Genomic DNA, 17,674 nt, shown 5'->3' on the forward strand with positions numbered 1-17,674 from the left:
GCTGAAGGCCAATTATAACAATATGTAAAGGTACCCTATGTATTCAAGTCAATTGAAGGTGAGCTTATTGTCTTTATCGGTACTGCTGGCTATTTCGACAAGTGATGTGATGGCGGCTAAATTAACCATTGAACAGCGTCTGGAATTACTGGAGTCTGAACTTTCGGCGAATAAAAAAGAGCTACAAAAAACGCAATCACAATTATCGACCTATAAAGGTAAGGTGGCCGAATTACAAAAAAGTATTAAGGAGAATGAAAAACGTCATGTCACGACGGGTTATCCAACAGCAACGTCGCCGGTGGCGGAAAATATAGCCAATGAAAATAATGAACTGAGTAAAAAAGCGGCCCCGGTGCAGGTGAAAGCCACTCAGCAGGTGGCGGTTATTGATACCGAAGGCCAGAAGCCGAAACTGGAAAGCGTCACCCTGAAGGACATCAGTAAATTTGTTAAAGATGATATTGGCTTTAGCTACCAGGGGTACTTCCGTTCCGGCTGGGGAACATCAAATCACGGATCGTCGCAGACCTACGCCCCCGGCTCGCTGGGTCGTTTCGGTAATGAAATGAGTGGCTGGTTCGACTTAACATTGAATCAGCGGGTCTATAACCAGGATGGCAAAACGGCGAATGCCGTTGTGACGTACGACGGTAACGTCGGCGAGCAGTATAACGACGCCTGGTTTGCTGGCCAGGATACCGACAGCATTTTGCAGTTTAGTGATATTTACCTGACCACCAAAGGTTTTCTGCCGTTCGCGCCAGAGGCGGATTTCTGGGTCGGCAAACATAAACTGCCCGAGTATGAAATTCAGATGCTGGACTGGAAGTCACTGACCACCGACGTTGCGGCCGGGGTCGGGATCCAGAACTGGGCGCTGGGGGTTGGCCAGCTGGATGCTTCCGTCAGCCGGAACGACGTCGACGTATATTCTCGTGATTTTACGCAAACCACCCAGATGAACACCAACTCAGTCGACCTGCGCTATCGCAATATTCCCCTGTGGCAGTCGGGGTCTCTGTCGCTAATGGGCAAATATGCGTTCGCGAATAAAAATGACGAGCAGGAGAGAAACGAGGATAACAACAGCTACTTCCGGTTCAAAGATACCTGGATGGCCACCGCCATTATTCGTCAGGAGCTGGAGCGCAAGGGCTTTAACGAATTTACGCTGCAGGTGGCGAACAACTCGTACGCCAGCAGTTTCGCCAACTTCTCCGGCGCCAGTAACTCCATGGCCAGCGGACGCTATTACTATGGCGATCATACCAACGGCGTGGCCTGGCGTCTGATCTCGCAGGGGGAAATGTATCTCGCCGATCGCATTATCATGGCCAATTCGCTGGTGTGGGCCCATGGCAATGATGTGTATAGCTATGAAAGCGGAGCGCACAGCGATTTCGACAGCCTGCGCGCGGTGATCCGCCCGGCGTGGATATGGGACACCTGGAACCAGACCGGGGTCGAGCTGGGGTGGTTTACCCAGAAAAACAACACCCGTCAGGGCGACGATCTGCAGGAGTCAGCGTATAAAACGACGCTGTACCATGCGCTGAAGGTTGGGCCGAGCCTGCTGGGGTCACGTCCTGAAATTCGCTTTTATGGTACGTATATCAATATTCTCGATAACCAGTTGTCGCAGTTTGCGTTCAACGACGACAGCAAAGATGAGTTTATGGTTGGCGTTCAGGCCGAGGTGTGGTGGTAACCGGCAAATCACTTAACGGGCGCCCGCATGAGGCGGGCGCGCTTTCCTACGGTGTGGGCTACAGCAGGAGCCAAAGCAGGAGGAGCAGGATCAGCACACCGCCCAGCGCCAGCTGCCACGGCTTAGCGGCCCATGCTCGCGTCGGCGCGGGCTCTTCCTGCGGGATGGCCAGCGTCTCCTGGGCGCGGGCTACCCGCAGCACAAACACCTTGTTCAACAGTGCCAGGATCTGCGCTGGGCTCAGCGTCGTCTGCGGAGTGACCTGCCAGCTGCGACGCGCAAAGTCGACAATCTTTTGCCATTCTGCGGCCTCCAGCGGCTGCTTGAGCGCACCCTGCAGCGAGGTGAGCGTGGGCGCGCTTTGCGCACTCAGCGTTTGCCGCGCCTGCAGCCAGTATGAAAGCGGCGTGAAGTGCGTCGCCGGGATAAGCTCTCCGGATTTGACGCCGCAAAGTTCCAGCATGGATTGCCAAATCAGCTTGCTCGGTTCGCCGGTGGCAGCCGCCAGCTTAGTCACCAGCTGATTGAGCGTGTTGTGCTCGGCCGGCAACAGCGGGCGCAGGGTCGGCGGGCGCTGCTGCGGTTGCGGGATCGATAGCTGGCCGCGCTGCAGCAGGTGCAGAATGTTCTCCAGCTGCGGCTGGCTTAGCGCATGCAGCGCCGTTTGCCCATAATGTTGACGAATATAATCGCTGACCGCCTGACGGTTATTGCCCTGACCCAGCAGATCGCTGAGCTGCGCCAGCGTCTGGCGATGATGATGATTATCCTGAGCGGCGGCTAAACGCTGATTGAGACTGGCCTCCGCGGCGCTGAAATGGCAGGCCAGCAGCGGCGTGTCGCCTTTCAGTCCGAGATCATGCTTGACGCAGGCCCACACTTCCGCATTCTGCTGCGAGGTCAGCGCCACCAGGCGCGTGATCAGTCGCTCCAGGACGGTGCGTTGCTGCATGGAAAGCGAAGGTTCGCCGGTGGCGGCAGTGCCTGATGGACCTCGCCCCGGAGGGCGGTCTGGCATATCTGCAAGGGGGTGCGTCATGATTCATCCTTTCGATATCGCGGTGCTGGAACCAGGTGATGAGTATGCCTGGCGGCCAGATTATGGCACACTTCCCCGGTTAACTCTCGTTCTCAGACAGGTACTGAACTGTGAAAATCCTCGTTGATGAAAATATGCCCTATGCCCGTGAGCTTTTTAGCCGTTTAGGCGATGTGCAAGCGGTTCCGGGGCGTCCGGTCCCGGCTGAGGCCCTGACCGATGCGGATGCCTTAATGGTACGCTCGGTCACCCGGGTCAATGAAGCATTGCTCTCCGGTAAGGCCGTTAAGTTCGTCGGCACCGCTACCGCTGGCACCGATCACGTCGATCAGGCGTGGCTGCAGCAGGCAGGGATTGGTTTCTCCGCGGCGCCGGGCTGTAATGCGATCGCGGTGGTGGAGTATGTTTTCTCGGCGCTGCTGATGCTCGCCGAGCGCGATGGATTCGCGCTGGCTGACCGCACTGTTGGTATCGTCGGCGTCGGCAACGTTGGCGGGCGCTTGCAAAAACGTCTGGAAGCGCTGGGAATTAAAACGTTACTCTGCGATCCGCCGCGCGCCGAACGCGGAGACGAAGGCGATTTCCGCTCTCTCGATGCGCTGGTCCAGGAAGCCGATGTCCTCACCTTCCATACCCCGCTGTATAAAGAAGGGCCATATAAAACCCAGCATCTGGCGGATGAGTCGCTGATTAGCCGTCTGAAGCCTGGAACGATTTTGATCAACGCCTGCCGCGGACCGGTGGTGGATAACGCTGCGCTGCTGAAACGGCTGGAAGCTGGCCAGCCGCTGAGCGTGGTACTGGACGTTTGGGAGCCGGAGCCGGATCTTAACGTTGAGCTTCTCAAGCGAGTGGATATTGGTACCGCGCATATCGCCGGCTACACCCTCGAAGGGAAAGCGCGCGGGACGACGCAGGTTTTTGAAGCCTACAGCGCCTTTATCGGCCATCCGCAGCAGGTGGCGCTGGATACCCTGTTGCCAGCGCCGGAATTTGGCCGCATCACCCTGCATGGGCCGCTCGATCAGCCGACGCTGAAAAGGCTGGTCCACTTGGTGTATGATGTGCGCCGCGATGATGCGCCGCTGCGGAAGGTGGCCGGCGTCGCCGGTGAATTTGACAAGCTGCGTAAAAACTATCAGGAACGCCGCGAATGGTCTTCGCTGTACGTACAGTGCAGCGATGCGCAGGCGGCGACGCTATTGCGCCAGCTCGGTTTTAACGCTGTGCATCATCCTGTTCGTTAATGTCTTCTTAATGCCCCTGCCGGATACTCCGGCAGGGCCGCTTTATTTCTGGAGTAAACCACCATGTCTGAAGGCTGGAATATTGCCGTACTGGGCGCAACGGGCGCCGTAGGCGAAGCCCTGCTCGAAACTCTTGCTGAACGCCAGTTCCCGGTGGGGGAGATTTTTGCTCTGGCGCGCAATGAAAGCGCGGGCGAACATCTGCGTTTTGGTGGCAAGTCAGTGATCGTCAAAGACGCTGCCGAGTTTGACTGGACCCAGGCCCAGTTGGCTTTCTTCGCCGCCGGCGCCGAAGCCAGCGCGGCGTATATTGAAGACGCCACCAACGCCGGGTGTCTGGTTATCGATCTCAGCGGCCTGTTTGCGCTGGAGCCAGACGTACCGCTGGTGGTGCCGGACGTGAACCCGTTCGTGTTAGGCGATTACCGCAACCGCAATCTGATTGCCGTGCCCAATAGCCTGACCAGCCAGCTGCTGACGGCGCTCAAGCCGCTTATCGACCAGGGAGGACTATCGCGGATCAGTGTCACCAACCTGCTCTCCGCCTCGGGGCAGGGGAAAAAAGCGGTGGATGCGCTGGCAGGGCAGAGCGCCAAGCTGCTGAACGGCATCCCCATCGATGAAGACGATTTCTTTGGCCGCCAGCTGGCGTTCAACATGCTGCCGCTGCTGCCGGATCGGGAAGGTAGCGTGCGCGAAGAGCGCCGTATCGTCGATGAAGCGCGCAAAATTCTTCAGGATGATGGGCTGATGATCTCCGCCAACGTGGTCCAGTCGCCGGTCTTCTACGGCCATGCGCAGATGGTGAACTTTGAAGCGATGCGTCCGCTGGCGGCGGAAGAGGCGCGTGACGCCTTTACCCGCGGTGAGGATATCGAACTTTCTGAAGAGGGAGAATTCCCGACCCAGGTTGGCGATGCCTCCGGCAACGCTCGTCTCTCCATCGGCTGCGTGCATAACGATTACGGCATGCCGGAGCAGATTCAGTTCTGGTCCGTCGCGGATAACGTGCGCTTCGGCGGGGCGCTGATGGCGGTGAAAATCGCCGAGAAGCTGATTGAGGAGTACCTGTACTGATGTCTGAGATGGAGCAACAGCCGATCTTTAAAATCGCGCTGGGCATCGAGTACGACGGTAGCAAATATTACGGCTGGCAGCGGCAAAACGAAGTGCGCAGTGTGCAGGAGAAGCTGGAAAAGGCGCTCTCGCAGGTGGCGAACGAACCGATTACCGTCTTTTGCGCTGGCCGCACCGACGCCGGTGTCCATGGCACCGGCCAGGTGGTGCATTTCGAAACCCGGGCGCAGCGTAAAGATGCCGCCTGGACGCTGGGGGTAAATGCGAATTTACCTGGTGACATCGCGGTGCGTTGGGTTAAACATGTGCCGGCGGATTTTCACGCCCGGTTCAGCGCCACGGCGCGCCGTTATCGCTACGTCATCTATAATCATCGCCTGCGCCCGGCGGTGCTAAGTCATGGCGTGACGCATTTTCACCAGCCGCTCGACGCCGAGCGCATGCAGCGCGCTGCGCAGTGTCTGCTGGGCGAGAATGACTTTACCTCGTTTCGCGCGGTACAGTGCCAGTCGCGTACCCCGTGGCGGAATGTGATGCATATTAACGTTACCCGCTACGGCGCGTATGTGGTGGTGGATATCAAAGCGAATGCCTTTGTACATCATATGGTCAGGAATATTGTGGGCAGCCTGATGGAAGTCGGGGCCGGAAACCAGCCAGAGAGCTGGATGGCAGAACTGCTGGCAGCAAAAGACAGGACGCTCGCTGCGGCAACGGCAAAAGCGGAAGGGTTGTATCTGGTGTCGGTGGATTACCCGGCCCACTATGATTTACCGGTGCTGCCAATGGGCCCGCTGTTTCTGGCGGACTAATAGAGTCATTAAGGGTAAAGACAAACATGGACTTGATTCACTTTTTAATTGATTTCATCCTGCATATTGATGTGCACCTTGCCGAACTGGTTGCCCAGTACGGCGTCTGGGTTTATGCCATTCTGTTTTTGATTCTGTTCTGCGAAACCGGGCTGGTGGTGACGCCATTCCTGCCGGGCGATTCCTTGCTGTTCGTCGCGGGCGCGCTCTCGGCGCTGCCGACGAACGATCTCAATGTTCACCTGATGGTACTGCTGATGGTCATCGCGGCCATCGTCGGCGATGCGGTCAACTACACCATTGGCCGACTGTTCGGCGAGAAGCTGTTTAGTAATCCGAACTCGAAGATTTTCCGTCGTAGCTATCTGGATAAAACCCATAGCTTCTATGAACGTCACGGCGGAAAAACCATTATCCTGGCGCGCTTTGTGCCGATAGTCCGAACCTTCGCGCCGTTTGTGGCGGGAATGGGGCATATGTCCTATCGTCATTTTGCAGCCTATAACGTGGTCGGGGCGCTGCTGTGGGTGCTGCTGTTCACCTACGCCGGCTATCTGTTTGGCGATCTGCCGGTGGTGCAGGAGAACCTGAAGCTGCTGATCGTGGCGATCATTGTCCTCTCCGTCCTGCCGGGTGTGATTGAGATCATCCGCCATAAGCGGGCGGCGTCAAAGCAGGCGAAGTAGTTCGCCCTGCGCTGCGCGTGACCGAACATGATCGTCGCGCGCAGCGGTTTGACCACTTTTTTATCCCATGTTCCGGGATGATATGATTTAATGTGCAACATTCATGGTCTGTAAGAGGCAAAAATGGCATTATGCGCCCCTTACGACAAAACTGGCATCGACCAGGTTCAGGCAGAAAGGTTATCAATGAGCTGGATTGAACGAATTAAAAGCAACATCACTCCCACCCGCAAGGCGAGCATTCCTGAGGGTGTATGGACCAAGTGCGATAGCTGCGGTCAGGTACTCTACCGCGCCGAGCTGGAGCGCAACCTGGAGGTTTGTCCTAAGTGCGATCACCATATGCGCATGTCGGCGCGTAATCGCCTGCATAGCCTGTTGGATGAAGGTTCTCTGGTAGAACTGGGTAGCGAACTTGAGCCAAAAGATGTGCTGAAGTTCCGCGATTCAAAAAAATACAAAGACCGCCTGGCGTCCGCTCAGAAAGAGACGGGCGAGAAAGACGCGCTGGTGGTAATGAAAGGTACGCTCTACGCGATGCCGGTGGTTGCCGCCGCCTTTGAGTTCTCCTTTATGGGGGGCTCAATGGGTTCCGTCGTCGGCGCACGCTTTGTGCGCGCCGTGGAGCAGGCGCTGGAAGACAACTGCCCGCTGATCTGCTTCTCCGCCTCCGGCGGCGCCCGTATGCAGGAAGCGCTGATGTCGCTGATGCAGATGGCGAAAACCTCCGCCGCACTGGCGAAAATGCAGGAGCGCGGGCTGCCGTACATCTCCGTGCTGACCGACCCGACCATGGGCGGCGTATCGGCGAGCTTTGCGATGCTGGGCGATCTGAACATTGCCGAGCCAAAAGCGCTGATCGGCTTTGCCGGTCCTCGCGTAATTGAGCAGACCGTACGCGAGAAGCTGCCGCCGGGATTCCAGCGCAGCGAGTTTCTGATTGAAAAAGGGGCGATCGATATGATCGTTCGCCGCCCGGAAATGCGTCTCAAGCTGGCCAGCATTCTGGCGAAGCTGATGAACCTGCCGGCGCCGGTTGCCGTTTCGGAAGCGCCTCATGAAGGCGTGGTGGTGCCGCCGGCACCGGATCAGGAACCTGAGGCCTGATAAAGCAGAGGGCAGGGCCTGGCGGCGCTGCCCTTTTTTATTCATACGCGTTAACCGTCAATTCTTACGGGCATCATGGAAAAAGATCCTATTCCTCAGGCCACGTCGCCCCTGGCTACGTGGCTTTCTTATCTGGAACATCTGCACAGTAAAACCATCGACCTGGGGCTGGCGCGCGTCAGCGAGGTCGCCGGGCAGATGGATATCGTTAAACCGGCGCCATTTGTTTTTACCGTCGCGGGCACCAATGGCAAAGGCACCACCTGCCGCACGCTGGAAACCGTCCTGATGGCGGCCGGCTATAAAGTGGGGGTCTACAGCTCCCCGCATCTGGTGCGCTACACCGAACGCGTGCGCATTCAGGGAGCGGAACTGCCGGAGGCCGCGCATACGGCCTCGTTTGCTGAAATCGAAGCCGCGCGCGGTGACATCTCGTTGACCTATTTTGAGTACGGCACGCTCTCGGCGCTATGGCTGTTTAAGCAGGCGCAGCTGGATGTGGTGATCCTTGAGGTCGGGCTGGGTGGCCGTCTCGACGCCACCAATATCGTAGATGCCGACGTCGCGGTGGTCACCAGCATCGCCCTCGATCATACCGACTGGCTGGGGCCGGATCGCGAAAGTATCGGCCGGGAAAAAGCGGGTATCTTTCGCGCCGGTAAACCGGCGGTGGTGGGTGAGCCGGATATGCCGCACACCATTGCCGACGTGGCCAGCGAGAAGGGCGCGCTGCTCCAGCGCCGCGGCGTCGACTGGTGCTATGAGGTGGAGGACGAGACTTGGTCCTTCCGCGACGCGGCCGGGGCGTTAAGCCGCCTGCCGTTGCCTCAGGTGCCGTTGCCGAATGCGGCGACGGCCGTGGCGGCGCTGCGCGCCAGCGGGCTTGCCGTGGATGACGCCATCCTCCGCGATGGGATCCGCGACGCGATGCTGCCGGGCCGTTTTCAGATAATCAGCGATGCCCCGCGGGTGATCCTCGATGTAGCGCATAACCCGCACGCGGCGGCCTATCTCGCCGGGCGTCTCAAAACGTTAGCGAAAACGGGACGCGTGCTGGCGGTTATTGGTATGCTGCATGATAAGGACATTGCCGGTACGCTGGCCAATCTGGCCCCGGAAGTCGACGCCTGGTACTGCGCGCCGCTGGAAGGCCCGCGCGGCGCGACGGCGGAGCAGCTGTTGGAACATTTGCGTGGCGGCACAGTCTATACCAGCGTGGCGCAGGCGTGGCATGCGGCCATGGCTGACGCTAAAGTGGAAGATACCGTGCTGGTGTGTGGTTCGTTTCACACCGTAGCGCAGGTTATGGAAGAGATAGACGCGGGGAGAATCGGTGGCGAGTAAGTTTCAGAACCGTTTAGTCGGGACAATCGTGCTGGTGGCGCTGGGGGTGATTATCCTGCCAGGGCTGCTGGACGGGCAGAAAAAGCATTACCAGGATGAGTTTGCCGCGATCCCGCTGGTGCCGAAACCTGGCGATCGCGATGAACCGGATATGTTGCCAGCGGCGACCCAGGCGTTGCCTTCGCAACCGCCGGAAGGGGCGGCGGAAGAGGTGCGGGCGGGCGATGCCGCCGCGCCATCGTTAGATCCATCGCGTATTCCGGTGAACAGCAACAGCTTCGATGACGTTCAGGAGCCGGTGGTGGCCGCGAAACCGCAGCCCAAGCCGCAGCCGAAACCACAGCCGCAGCCGCAACAGCAGGCCGCGACGCCAACGCCGCCGCCGGCTAAGCCACAGCAGCAACAGCCACCGCAGCAGCAGGCGGCCCTGCCGGCGCCGACCGGGAAAGCCTATGTGGTTCAACTGGGCGCGTTGAAGAACGCCGATAAGGTGAATGAGATTGTGGGTAAACTGCGGGCCTCGGGTTTCAAAGTCTATACGTCGCCTTCGACGCCGGTACAGGGTAAAATTACCCGCATCCTCGTCGGCCCGGATGCGTCAAAAGACAAGCTGAAAGGCCAGCTGGGCGATCTACAGCAGATCTCCGGGCTTAGCGGGGTCGTGATGGGCTTCACCCCAAACTGATTGTTTTTTCCACCATGCGGAGAGAACGTGGCGGGGAGAAACGCCCCGCAAACCCTGTCTCAGCCGCCCTCAAGAGGCGAAAGGCAGTCTGGCGTTGAATGTTTTTTCAGCGCCATTTTTATTTCTGTAGGGCATGGAAATCCCTACGCAAACGTTTTCTTTTTCTGTTAGAATGCGCCCCGAACTGGACGACAGGGCGTAAATCGTGGGACGTATATGGTCTGGATTGATTACGCCATTATGGCGGTGCTGGGTCTTTCTTGCCTGGTCAGCCTGATCCGCGGCTTTGTTCGCGAAGCTTTATCGTTAGTGACGTGGGGTTGCGCGTTTTATGTCGCCAGCCATTACTACGCTGACCTGTCTGTCTGGTTTACGGGCTTTGAGGATGAACGGGTTCGAAATGGGATTGCTATTGCGGCGCTGTTTATCGTGACGCTCATCGTTGGCGCTATCGTGAACTATGTGATAGGCCAGCTGGTGGAGAAGACCGGTTTGTCAGGAACCGACAGGGTATTGGGGATCTGCTTCGGCGCGCTACGTGGGGTGCTGATCATCGCCGCTATCTTGTTCTTCCTGGACACCTTTACCGGAGTGGCGAAGAGCGATGACTGGCATCAGTCGCAGTTTATTCCCTATTTTACCCCCGTCATCAGATGGTTTTTTGAATACCTGCAAAGCTCGTCAAGTTTCTTGCCTAAAGTATAGACTTTGGGTCGTTGCTGAACGAGGAAAAGACGTATGTGCGGTATTGTCGGTATCGCCGGTGTTATGCCGGTTAACCAGTCGATTTATGATGCGCTAACGGTGCTCCAGCACCGTGGACAGGATGCCGCTGGCATCATCACCATTGATGCCAACAACTGCTTCCGGTTGCGTAAGGCTAACGGGCTGGTAAGCGACGTATTCGAAGCCCGCCACATGCAGCGTATGCAGGGCAATATGGGTATTGGCCACGTGCGTTATCCTACGGCGGGCAGCTCCAGCGCCTCCGAGGCGCAGCCGTTTTACGTTAACTCGCCGTATGGCATCACATTGGCGCATAACGGCAACCTGACCAATGCGCACGAGCTGCGTAAAAAGCTGTTTGAAGAAAAACGCCGCCATATCAATACCACCTCTGATTCCGAAATCCTCCTCAATATTTTCGCCAGTGAGCTGGATAACTTCCGTCACTACCCGCTGGAAGCGGACAACATCTTCGCTGCGATTGCGGCGACCAACCGTCTGATCCGCGGCGCGTACGCGTGCGTCGCGATGATCATCGGTCATGGCATGGTGGCCTTCCGCGACCCTAACGGCATTCGTCCGCTGGTGCTGGGTAAACGTGACGTTGGCGACGGCCGCACCGAGTATATGGTGGCCTCGGAAAGCGTGGCGCTTGATACGCTTGGTTTTGAATTCCTGCGCGATGTCGCGCCGGGCGAAGCGGTCTATATTACTGAGAAAGGCCAGCTGTATACCCGTCAGTGTGCCGATAATCCGGTCAGCAACCCATGCTTGTTCGAGTACGTCTATTTTGCCCGTCCGGACTCGTTTATTGACAAAATTTCCGTCTACAGCGCCCGCGTCAACATGGGGACTAAGCTGGGCGAAAAGATTGCCCGCGAGTGGGAAGATCTGGATATTGACGTCGTTATCCCGATCCCGGAGACCTCCTGCGACATCGCGCTGGAAATCGCCCGCATTCTCGACAAACCTTATCGTCAGGGCTTTGTGAAGAACCGCTACGTCGGCCGGACGTTTATCATGCCCGGTCAGCAGCTGCGTCGTAAATCTGTTCGCCGTAAGCTCAACGCCAACCGTGCGGAATTCCGCGATAAGAACGTGCTGCTGGTCGATGATTCCATTGTACGCGGCACCACCTCGGAGCAGATCATTGAGATGGCGCGCGAAGCGGGGGCGAAAAAAGTGTATCTGGCCTCCGCTGCGCCGGAAATTCGTTTCCCGAACGTGTATGGTATCGATATGCCGACCGCCAACGAACTGATCGCCCATGGCCGCGAAGTGGATGAGATCCGCCAGATCATCGGTGCCGATGGCCTGATTTTCCAGGATCTCAACGATCTGATCGACGCAGTGCGCGCGGAGAACCCGGATATTCAACAGTTTGAATGTTCTGTCTTCAACGGCGTATATGTGACCCGGGATGTCGACCAGCAGTACCTCGACTATCTTGACTCCCTGCGTAACGATGATGCCAAAGCGGTCCAGCTGCAGAACGAAGTCGAAAACCTCGAGATGCACAACGAGGGTTAACCCGTTCGCGCGTCGCGGCCCGCCGCTCCTGAGGGACGGCGGGCTTTTTTTCGCCCATCAACTGCGCGTCAATAGTTGCGCCACAGGCTATAATCCGGCAAAGTCTGCGGCACACGCGCAAGGGGTAACAGAACGTGAAACGACTGATTATTGGCATTTCTGGCGCCAGCGGCGCTATCTATGGCGTGCGGATGCTGCAGGTGCTGCGGGATGTGCCGGAGATTGAGACCCATCTGATCCTCAGCCAGGCGGCGCGGCAAACGCTGGCCCTCGAGACCGACTTCAGCGTGCGCGACGTGCAGGCGCTGGCCGATGTGGTACATGACGCTCGCGATATCGCCGCCAGTATCTCGTCCGGCTCGTTTAAAACCGCCGGGATGGTGATTTTACCCTGCTCAATGAAAACACTCTCGGGTATTGTCCATAGCTATACGGATGGCCTGCTGACGCGGGCGGCCGATGTTGTGCTGAAGGAGCGTCGTCCGCTGGTGCTCTGCGTGCGGGAAACGCCGTTCCATCTCGGCCATCTGCGACTGCTGGTTCAGGCCGCGGAGCTCGGGGCGGTCATTATGCCGCCGGTGCCGGCTTTTTATCACCGGCCGCAAAGCCTGGATGATGTCATCAACCAGACCGTCAACCGGGTGCTCGATCAGTTCGATATTAGCCTGTCTCAAGACCTGTTTACCCGCTGGCAGGGGACACAGGATTGCACTAAATAAGTGCAATCAATGTACGCTTGCGCCGCAGTGGTGCAAATTTGTCGTCCCGATCAAATCCTCGACATTTATTTCGTCTTTTTGCGCTGAGGCACTGCGGTTTCGCCAGTAATGCTGGTATCTTCCCTTCCAAGACAATCCTGCAACTTTATTTTAACAAATTTAACCCTGTTCCCGGCACGCACCGGGAAGATGGCACAAAAACTGCAGGATTGATCGGCAATCACCATAACAAGCAACGCACCACATCACGACACTTAAGGGTACTGTATGAAGAAGACGATTCTGGCTCTCTCTTTACTCGTGGGAATGAGCAGCACGGCGAGCGTGTTTGCTGCTCTGCCGCAGAGCATTCGCATTGGCACTGACGCGACCTATGCGCCATTTTCGTCGAAAGACGCAAAAGGGGACTTTGTTGGTTTTGATATCGATTTAGGCAATGAGCTGTGCTCCCGAATTAAGGTGAAATGTACCTGGGTCGGCAGTGATTTTGACTCCCTGATCCCCTCCCTCAAGGCGAAGAAAATTGACGCCATCATCTCTTCGCTCTCCATTACCGAGAAGCGTCAGCAAGAGATCGCTTTCTCTGACAAGCTTTATGCCGCTGACTCGCGTCTGATCGCCGCCAAAGGGTCGCCGATCCAGCCGACGCTGGAGGCGCTGAAAGGTAAGCACGTCGGGGTGCTGCAAGGTTCGACTCAGGAAGCCTATGCCAATGACCGCTGGCGCAGCCAGGGCGTTGACGTGGTGGCCTACCAGAACCAGGATCTGATTTATTCAGACCTCGCTGCTGGCCGTCTGGATGCGGCGCTGCAGGATGAAGTCGCCGCCAGCGAAGGCTTCCTGAAACAGCCTGCCGGGAAAGATTTCGCCTTCGCCGGCCCGTCGGTGAAAGATAAAAAGTACTTTGGCGATGGTACCGGTATCGGTCTGCGTAAGGACGACGTCGAACTGAAAGCCGCGTTTGATAAAGCGCTGGGCGAGATACGTAAAGACGGCACCTACGACAAAATGGCGAAGAAATACTTCGATTTTAACGTTTACGGCGACTAAGACTGCTGCAGGCCCGCACGATAGTGTGGGCCTGACGCCATACTCGTGATCCTGCCCCAGAACGGTGCAACAAAAAACGCTGTGGATCATTTCAGTGCAAAAGCAGCCAGTTTTTTGGCTAAAAAATGCATAGTTAAGCGTTTCTGATGCAAAAAATCGGCCTTTCTGGTGCATAAATCTTTGCCCTCAAGGGGCGAATAATGGCACGATAACTGGCGTAAATAGTTCTAATAAACCCGTTAGAATGACAGTCTGTCGAGGATAGTTATGAAAAAACTGGCGTTGTCTCTCTCTTTAGCGCTGGCCCTTTCCAGCGTTTCCACAGTCTTTGCCGCCATTCCGCAAAAAATTCGTATTGGCACCGATCCGACTTATGCCCCCTTCGAATCGAAGAATGCGCAGGGGGAATTGGTGGGTTTTGATATCGATCTGGCAAAAGAGCTGTGTAAGCGTATTAATACCCAATGTACCTTTGTTGAAAACCCGCTGGATGCACTGATCCCCTCCTTAAAAGCCAAGAAAATCGACGCGATTATGTCTTCGCTGTCGATTACCGAAAAGCGCCAGCAGGAAATTGCCTTCACTGACAAGCTGTACGCGGCAGATTCGCGTCTGGTGGTGAAAAAAGGCAGCCCGGTAACGCCGGATCTCGCCACCCTGAAGGGTAAGCGCGTGGGTGTGCTGCAGGGGACGACTCAGGAAACCTATGGCAATGAGCACTGGGCGCCGAAAGGTATCGAAATTGTCTCCTATCAGGGGCAGGACAATATCTATTCCGACCTGACCGCCGGCCGTATCGACGCCGCGTTCCAGGATGAGGTCGCGGCCAGTGAAGGGTTCCTGAAACAGCCTATCGGTAAAGATTACCAGTTTGGCGGACCATCGATTAAAGACGAGAAGCTGTTCGGCGTCGGTACCGGTATGGGGCTGCGTAAGGAAGACAACGAACTGCGTGAAGCGCTGAATAAGGCGTTTGCAGAGATGCGTAAGGACGGCACCTACGACAAACTGGCGAAAAAATACTTCGATTTTAACGTATACGGCGAATAATTCTCACGCCTCGCCATTGCGTGCGTTTCGCGCGCAATGGTGAATGACAGACAGGGTAGGCAGCATGCTGTATGGGTTTTCACAGGTTATTTTGCAGGGTGCGCTCGTCACCCTGGAGCTTGCGCTCAGCTCGGTCGTTCTCGCCGTCCTGATAGGGCTGGCGGGCGCTGGCGCAAAGTTATCGAGCAACCGTCCTCTGGCGCTGGTATTTGAAGGCTATACCACACTGATTCGCGGCGTGCCCGATCTGGTGCTGATGCTGCTGATTTTCTATGGCCTGCAGATTGCGCTGAACAGCGTCACCGATGCGCTGGGCATGGCGCAGTTTGATATCGATCCGATGATCGCCGGGATTATTACCCTCGGCTTTATCTATGGCGCCTATTTTACGGAAACTTTCCGCGGCGCCTACCTTGCGGTGCCGAAGGGGCATATCGAAGCGGCTACCGCCTTTGGCTTTAGCGGCGGGCAGACGTTCCGGCGTATTCTGTTCCCGGCGATGATGCGCTACGCGCTGCCGGGGATCGGCAACAACTGGCAGGTTATTCTCAAGGCAACGGCGCTGGTCTCGCTGCTGGGGCTGGAGGATGTGGTCAAAGCCACGCAGCTGGCCGGGAAAAGCACCTGGCAGCCGTTCTATTTCGCCATCGTCTGCGGCCTGATTTATCTGGTGTTTACCACCCTTTCTAATGGCGTACTGCTGCTGCTCGAACGCCGCTATACCGTTGGCGTGAAGAGGGCTGACCTGTGATTGAAATTATTCAGGAGTACTGGAAATCACTGCTGTGGACCGACGGCTATCGCTTTACCGGCGTGGCGATTACCTTATGGTTGCTGATCTCTTCGGTGGTGATGGGCGGCATTCTGGCGGTGTTTCTGGCCATTGGCCGCGTCTCGAGCAATAAATTTATCCAGTTCCCCATCTGGCTGTTCACTTACATCTTTCGCGGCACGCCGCTGTATGTGCAACTGCTGGTTTTTTACTCCGGCATGTATACCCTGGAAATCGTCAAAGGCACGGAGCTGCTGAACGCTTTTTTCCGCAGCGGGCTAAACTGCACGGTGCTGGCGTTAACCCTGAATACCTGCGCCTATACCACTGAAATTTTCGCCGGGGCGATCCGCTCAGTACCTGCCGGAGAAATTGAAGCGGCACGGGCCTACGGCTTCTCGTCCGTCAAACTGTACCGCTGCATTATTCTGCCTTCCGCGCTGCGCATTGCGCTACCGGCCTACAGTAACGAAGTGATCCTGATGCTGCACTCTACCGCGCTGGCGTTTACCGCTACGGTGCCGGATCTGCTGAAAATCGCTCGCGATATTAACTCCGCGACCTATCAGCCGTTCACTGCCTTTGGTATCGCCGCGGTGCTCTATTTAATTATCTCGTATGTGCTGATTAGCTTGTTCCGTAAAGCGGAAAAGCGCTGGTTGCAGCATATCAAACCTTCTTCGACGCATTGAGAACGCCATGTCCGACAATAAATTAAACGTTATCGATCTGCACAAACGCTATGGGGAACACGAGGTGCTGAAGGGCGTCTCCCTGCAGGCGAAAGCCGGGGACGTTATCAGTATCATCGGTTCATCGGGTTCCGGAAAAAGTACCTTTTTGCGCTGCATTAACTTCCTTGAAAAACCGAGCGAAGGCACGATCGTCGTCAGTGGCCAGAATATTGGCCTGGTGAGGGATAAGGACGGCCAGCTGAAGGTGGCTGATAAGAACCAGCTGCGCCTGCTGCGCACCCGCCTGACCATGGTGTTCCAGCATTTCAATCTGTGGAGCCATATGACGGTGCTGGAGAACGTCATGGAGGCGCCGATTCAGGTGCTGGGCTTAAGCAAACAGGAAGCGCGCGATCGCGCGGTAAAATACCTGGCCAAGGTCGGGATTGACGAACGTCAGCAGGCGAAATACCCGGTGCATCTCTCCGGTGGCCAGCAGCAGCGTGTCTCGATTGCCCGCGCGCTGGCGATGGAGCCGGAAGTGCTGCTGTTTGATGAGCCAACGTCCGCGCTGGATCCGGAACTGGTGGGCGAAGTGTTGCGTATCATGCAGCAGCTGGCGGAAGAGGGAAAAACCATGGTGGTGGTGACCCACGAAATGGGCTTTGCCCGCCACGTCTCTTCGCATGTTATTTTCCTGCATCAGGGCAAAATTGAAGAAGAAGGGCATCCGGACGCGCTGTTTGGCGCGCCGAAAAGCCCGCGCCTGCAGCAGTTTCTGAAAGGGTCGCTGAAATAACCGGCTCACCCGGCGTCTGTAGGCGTCGGGTGAACTTCCCGCTCCAGCCGATAGATCCAGTCATCGTAATCGATGCCGTTCAGATGATAGGCTTTCTCCAGCACTTGAGTGCGCACAAAGCCTTGCTTCTCCAGCAGGCGCGATGAGCCATGATTTTCGCTCAGCACCCAGGCATTGATGGCCTGCACCCCCAGCGTGCTGAAACCATAATCGCAGATCGCGCGCAGCGCTTCGCTGGCATAGCCTCTTCCCTGAGCCTGCGGTAGCAGGGCGTAGCCGACGTCAGCCTCGTGCGGATTTTTCGGACTGATGCGTAGCCCAATATCGCCCAGCGCGTCGCCGCGTTTATCACGCAAAACAAACACCCCGGGATCGGCACAGCGGCTGGCAAACACGCTGCGCAGCGCCGTCTCGCTTAACACTTCCCCCATAAAACGCATCACCAGCGGATCCTGGCGCAGGCGCAGAAAAAAGGGCCAGTCATCGGTAACAAAGCGGGTAAGCGAAAGGCGTGGTGTGGTGATGGTTGTCATAAAGCAGTCAATACGCAGAAAGAAAAGCCTACCTTAGCACTTTACTTCTCCAGGTAACATCGGCGAACCGGCCGGCTGGCGGTGAATTCAGGCGATTAAGGGCGCTGGTTGTC

General features: G+C 56.8%; 19 protein-coding genes. 16 read left to right on the forward strand and 3 right to left on the reverse strand.

Annotated features, from left to right (window positions below):
• Positions 1–37 precede the first annotated feature (37 nt).
• Positions 38–1,711: a carbohydrate porin gene (locus AC3EMD_RS07185; protein ID WP_023340576.1), complete on the forward strand. Its 1,674-nt coding sequence runs from the start codon at positions 38–40 to the stop codon at positions 1,709–1,711.
• A gap of 58 nt (positions 1,712–1,769) precedes the next feature.
• Here the strand turns inward: AC3EMD_RS07185 and flk are convergent, their stop codons facing one another.
• The gene (gene flk / locus AC3EMD_RS07190; RefSeq protein ID WP_016161596.1) at positions 1,770–2,750 is read right to left on the reverse strand and encodes a flagella biosynthesis regulator Flk; all 981 of its coding nucleotides are present in this window, start codon (positions 2,748–2,750) and stop codon (positions 1,770–1,772) included.
• A gap of 110 nt (positions 2,751–2,860) precedes the next feature.
• Here flk and pdxB point away from each other — a divergent pair, with 110 nt between their 5' ends.
• From pdxB to AC3EMD_RS07240, 10 genes are all read left to right on the forward strand, one after another.
• Positions 2,861–3,997 (forward strand): 4-phosphoerythronate dehydrogenase PdxB, encoded by a 1,137-nt coding sequence (pdxB, locus tag AC3EMD_RS07195; RefSeq protein ID WP_043876247.1) that lies wholly within the window; start codon positions 2,861–2,863, stop codon positions 3,995–3,997.
• Positions 3,998–4,060: 63 nt separating this feature from the next.
• A complete protein-coding gene (locus tag AC3EMD_RS07200; protein ID WP_008803924.1) occupies positions 4,061–5,074 on the forward strand; it encodes an aspartate-semialdehyde dehydrogenase in 1,014 nt (337 codons plus the stop codon).
• Positions 5,074–5,886, forward strand: coding sequence for a tRNA pseudouridine(38-40) synthase TruA (gene truA, locus AC3EMD_RS07205; protein ID WP_008803925.1), 813 nt, complete (start codon positions 5,074–5,076; stop codon positions 5,884–5,886). The genes AC3EMD_RS07200 and truA overlap by 1 nt, the downstream gene beginning before the upstream one ends.
• 26 nt (positions 5,887–5,912) lie before the next feature.
• Entirely contained in the window at positions 5,913–6,572 is a 660-nt protein-coding gene (locus tag AC3EMD_RS07210) for a DedA family protein (RefSeq protein WP_008803926.1), read from the forward strand.
• 186 nt (positions 6,573–6,758) lie between these two features.
• Positions 6,759–7,679: an acetyl-CoA carboxylase, carboxyltransferase subunit beta gene (accD, locus tag AC3EMD_RS07215; protein WP_002913220.1), complete on the forward strand. Its 921-nt coding sequence runs from the start codon at positions 6,759–6,761 to the stop codon at positions 7,677–7,679.
• Between the two features lie 75 nt (positions 7,680–7,754).
• Positions 7,755–9,023 (forward strand): bifunctional tetrahydrofolate synthase/dihydrofolate synthase, encoded by a 1,269-nt coding sequence (gene folC, locus AC3EMD_RS07220; protein WP_022066028.1) that lies wholly within the window; start codon positions 7,755–7,757, stop codon positions 9,021–9,023.
• Positions 9,013–9,708, forward strand: coding sequence for a cell division protein DedD (gene dedD / locus AC3EMD_RS07225; protein ID WP_008803928.1), 696 nt, complete (start codon positions 9,013–9,015; stop codon positions 9,706–9,708). The genes folC and dedD overlap by 11 nt, the downstream gene beginning before the upstream one ends.
• A gap of 216 nt (positions 9,709–9,924) precedes the next feature.
• Positions 9,925–10,413: a colicin V production protein gene (gene cvpA / locus AC3EMD_RS07230; protein ID WP_302074005.1), complete on the forward strand. Its 489-nt coding sequence runs from the start codon at positions 9,925–9,927 to the stop codon at positions 10,411–10,413.
• Between the two features lie 33 nt (positions 10,414–10,446).
• Complete coding sequence (gene purF / locus AC3EMD_RS07235; protein WP_002913213.1) at positions 10,447–11,964, forward strand: amidophosphoribosyltransferase; 1,518 nt, start codon at positions 10,447–10,449, stop codon at positions 11,962–11,964.
• 134 nt (positions 11,965–12,098) lie between these two features.
• Complete coding sequence (locus tag AC3EMD_RS07240; protein ID WP_044614578.1) at positions 12,099–12,683, forward strand: UbiX family flavin prenyltransferase; 585 nt, start codon at positions 12,099–12,101, stop codon at positions 12,681–12,683.
• A 65-nt stretch (positions 12,684–12,748) separates the two neighbouring features.
• Here the strand turns inward: AC3EMD_RS07240 and AC3EMD_RS07245 are convergent, their stop codons facing one another.
• Entirely contained in the window at positions 12,749–12,910 is a 162-nt protein-coding gene (locus AC3EMD_RS07245; RefSeq protein ID WP_012540975.1) for a hypothetical protein, read from the reverse strand.
• 40 nt (positions 12,911–12,950) lie between these two features.
• Between AC3EMD_RS07245 and argT the strand changes: the two genes are divergently transcribed.
• From argT to hisP, 5 genes are all read left to right on the forward strand, one after another.
• Positions 12,951–13,733 carry a lysine/arginine/ornithine ABC transporter substrate-binding protein ArgT gene (gene argT / locus AC3EMD_RS07250; RefSeq protein WP_008803930.1) on the forward strand — a complete coding sequence of 261 codons (783 nt, stop codon included), beginning with the start codon at positions 12,951–12,953 and terminating at the stop codon, positions 13,731–13,733.
• A 267-nt stretch (positions 13,734–14,000) separates the two neighbouring features.
• Positions 14,001–14,783 carry a histidine ABC transporter substrate-binding protein HisJ gene (gene hisJ / locus AC3EMD_RS07255; RefSeq protein ID WP_002913209.1) on the forward strand — a complete coding sequence of 261 codons (783 nt, stop codon included), beginning with the start codon at positions 14,001–14,003 and terminating at the stop codon, positions 14,781–14,783.
• A gap of 64 nt (positions 14,784–14,847) precedes the next feature.
• Positions 14,848–15,534, forward strand: a complete 687-nt coding sequence (locus tag AC3EMD_RS07260) for a histidine ABC transporter permease HisQ (protein WP_004201769.1) — start codon at positions 14,848–14,850, stop codon at positions 15,532–15,534.
• Positions 15,531–16,247 carry a histidine ABC transporter permease HisM gene (hisM, locus tag AC3EMD_RS07265; protein ID WP_002913207.1) on the forward strand — a complete coding sequence of 239 codons (717 nt, stop codon included), beginning with the start codon at positions 15,531–15,533 and terminating at the stop codon, positions 16,245–16,247. Before AC3EMD_RS07260 ends, hisM begins: the two co-directional genes overlap by 4 nt.
• A gap of 7 nt (positions 16,248–16,254) precedes the next feature.
• On the forward strand, positions 16,255–17,028 hold the full coding sequence (gene hisP / locus AC3EMD_RS07270) for a histidine ABC transporter ATP-binding protein HisP (RefSeq protein WP_008803931.1): 774 nt from the start codon (positions 16,255–16,257) through the stop codon (positions 17,026–17,028).
• 5 nt (positions 17,029–17,033) lie between these two features.
• Here the strand turns inward: hisP and AC3EMD_RS07275 are convergent, their stop codons facing one another.
• Positions 17,034–17,561: a GNAT family N-acetyltransferase gene (locus AC3EMD_RS07275; RefSeq protein WP_022066030.1), complete on the reverse strand. Its 528-nt coding sequence runs from the start codon at positions 17,559–17,561 to the stop codon at positions 17,034–17,036.
• Positions 17,562–17,674: the final 113 nt, after the last annotated feature.

This window comes from Klebsiella sp. PK18 (assembly GCF_057784655.1).

Excerpts from the sequence above, each read along its gene's own strand:
- hisJ (WP_002913209.1), top strand. The coding sequence starts at position 14,001 with ATGAAAAAACTGGCGTTGTCTCTCTCTTTAGCGCTGGCCCTTTCCAGC.
- purF (WP_002913213.1), top strand. The coding sequence starts at position 10,447 with ATGTGCGGTATTGTCGGTATCGCCGGTGTTATGCCGGTTAACCAGTCG.
- hisP (WP_008803931.1), top strand. The coding sequence starts at position 16,255 with ATGTCCGACAATAAATTAAACGTTATCGATCTGCACAAACGCTATGGG.
- flk (WP_016161596.1), bottom strand. The coding sequence starts at position 2,750 with ATGACGCACCCCCTTGCAGATATGCCAGACCGCCCTCCGGGGCGAGGT.
- accD (WP_002913220.1), top strand. The coding sequence starts at position 6,759 with ATGAGCTGGATTGAACGAATTAAAAGCAACATCACTCCCACCCGCAAG.
- AC3EMD_RS07210 (WP_008803926.1), top strand. The coding sequence starts at position 5,913 with ATGGACTTGATTCACTTTTTAATTGATTTCATCCTGCATATTGATGTG.
- truA (WP_008803925.1), top strand. The coding sequence starts at position 5,074 with ATGTCTGAGATGGAGCAACAGCCGATCTTTAAAATCGCGCTGGGCATC.
- folC (WP_022066028.1), top strand. The coding sequence starts at position 7,755 with ATGGAAAAAGATCCTATTCCTCAGGCCACGTCGCCCCTGGCTACGTGG.
- cvpA (WP_302074005.1), top strand. The coding sequence starts at position 9,925 with ATGGTCTGGATTGATTACGCCATTATGGCGGTGCTGGGTCTTTCTTGC.
- AC3EMD_RS07245 (WP_012540975.1), bottom strand. The coding sequence starts at position 12,910 with ATGGTGATTGCCGATCAATCCTGCAGTTTTTGTGCCATCTTCCCGGTG.
- AC3EMD_RS07260 (WP_004201769.1), top strand. The coding sequence starts at position 14,848 with ATGCTGTATGGGTTTTCACAGGTTATTTTGCAGGGTGCGCTCGTCACC.
- AC3EMD_RS07200 (WP_008803924.1), top strand. The coding sequence starts at position 4,061 with ATGTCTGAAGGCTGGAATATTGCCGTACTGGGCGCAACGGGCGCCGTA.
- AC3EMD_RS07185 (WP_023340576.1), top strand. The coding sequence starts at position 38 with ATGTATTCAAGTCAATTGAAGGTGAGCTTATTGTCTTTATCGGTACTG.
- AC3EMD_RS07275 (WP_022066030.1), bottom strand. The coding sequence starts at position 17,561 with ATGACAACCATCACCACACCACGCCTTTCGCTTACCCGCTTTGTTACC.
- argT (WP_008803930.1), top strand. The coding sequence starts at position 12,951 with ATGAAGAAGACGATTCTGGCTCTCTCTTTACTCGTGGGAATGAGCAGC.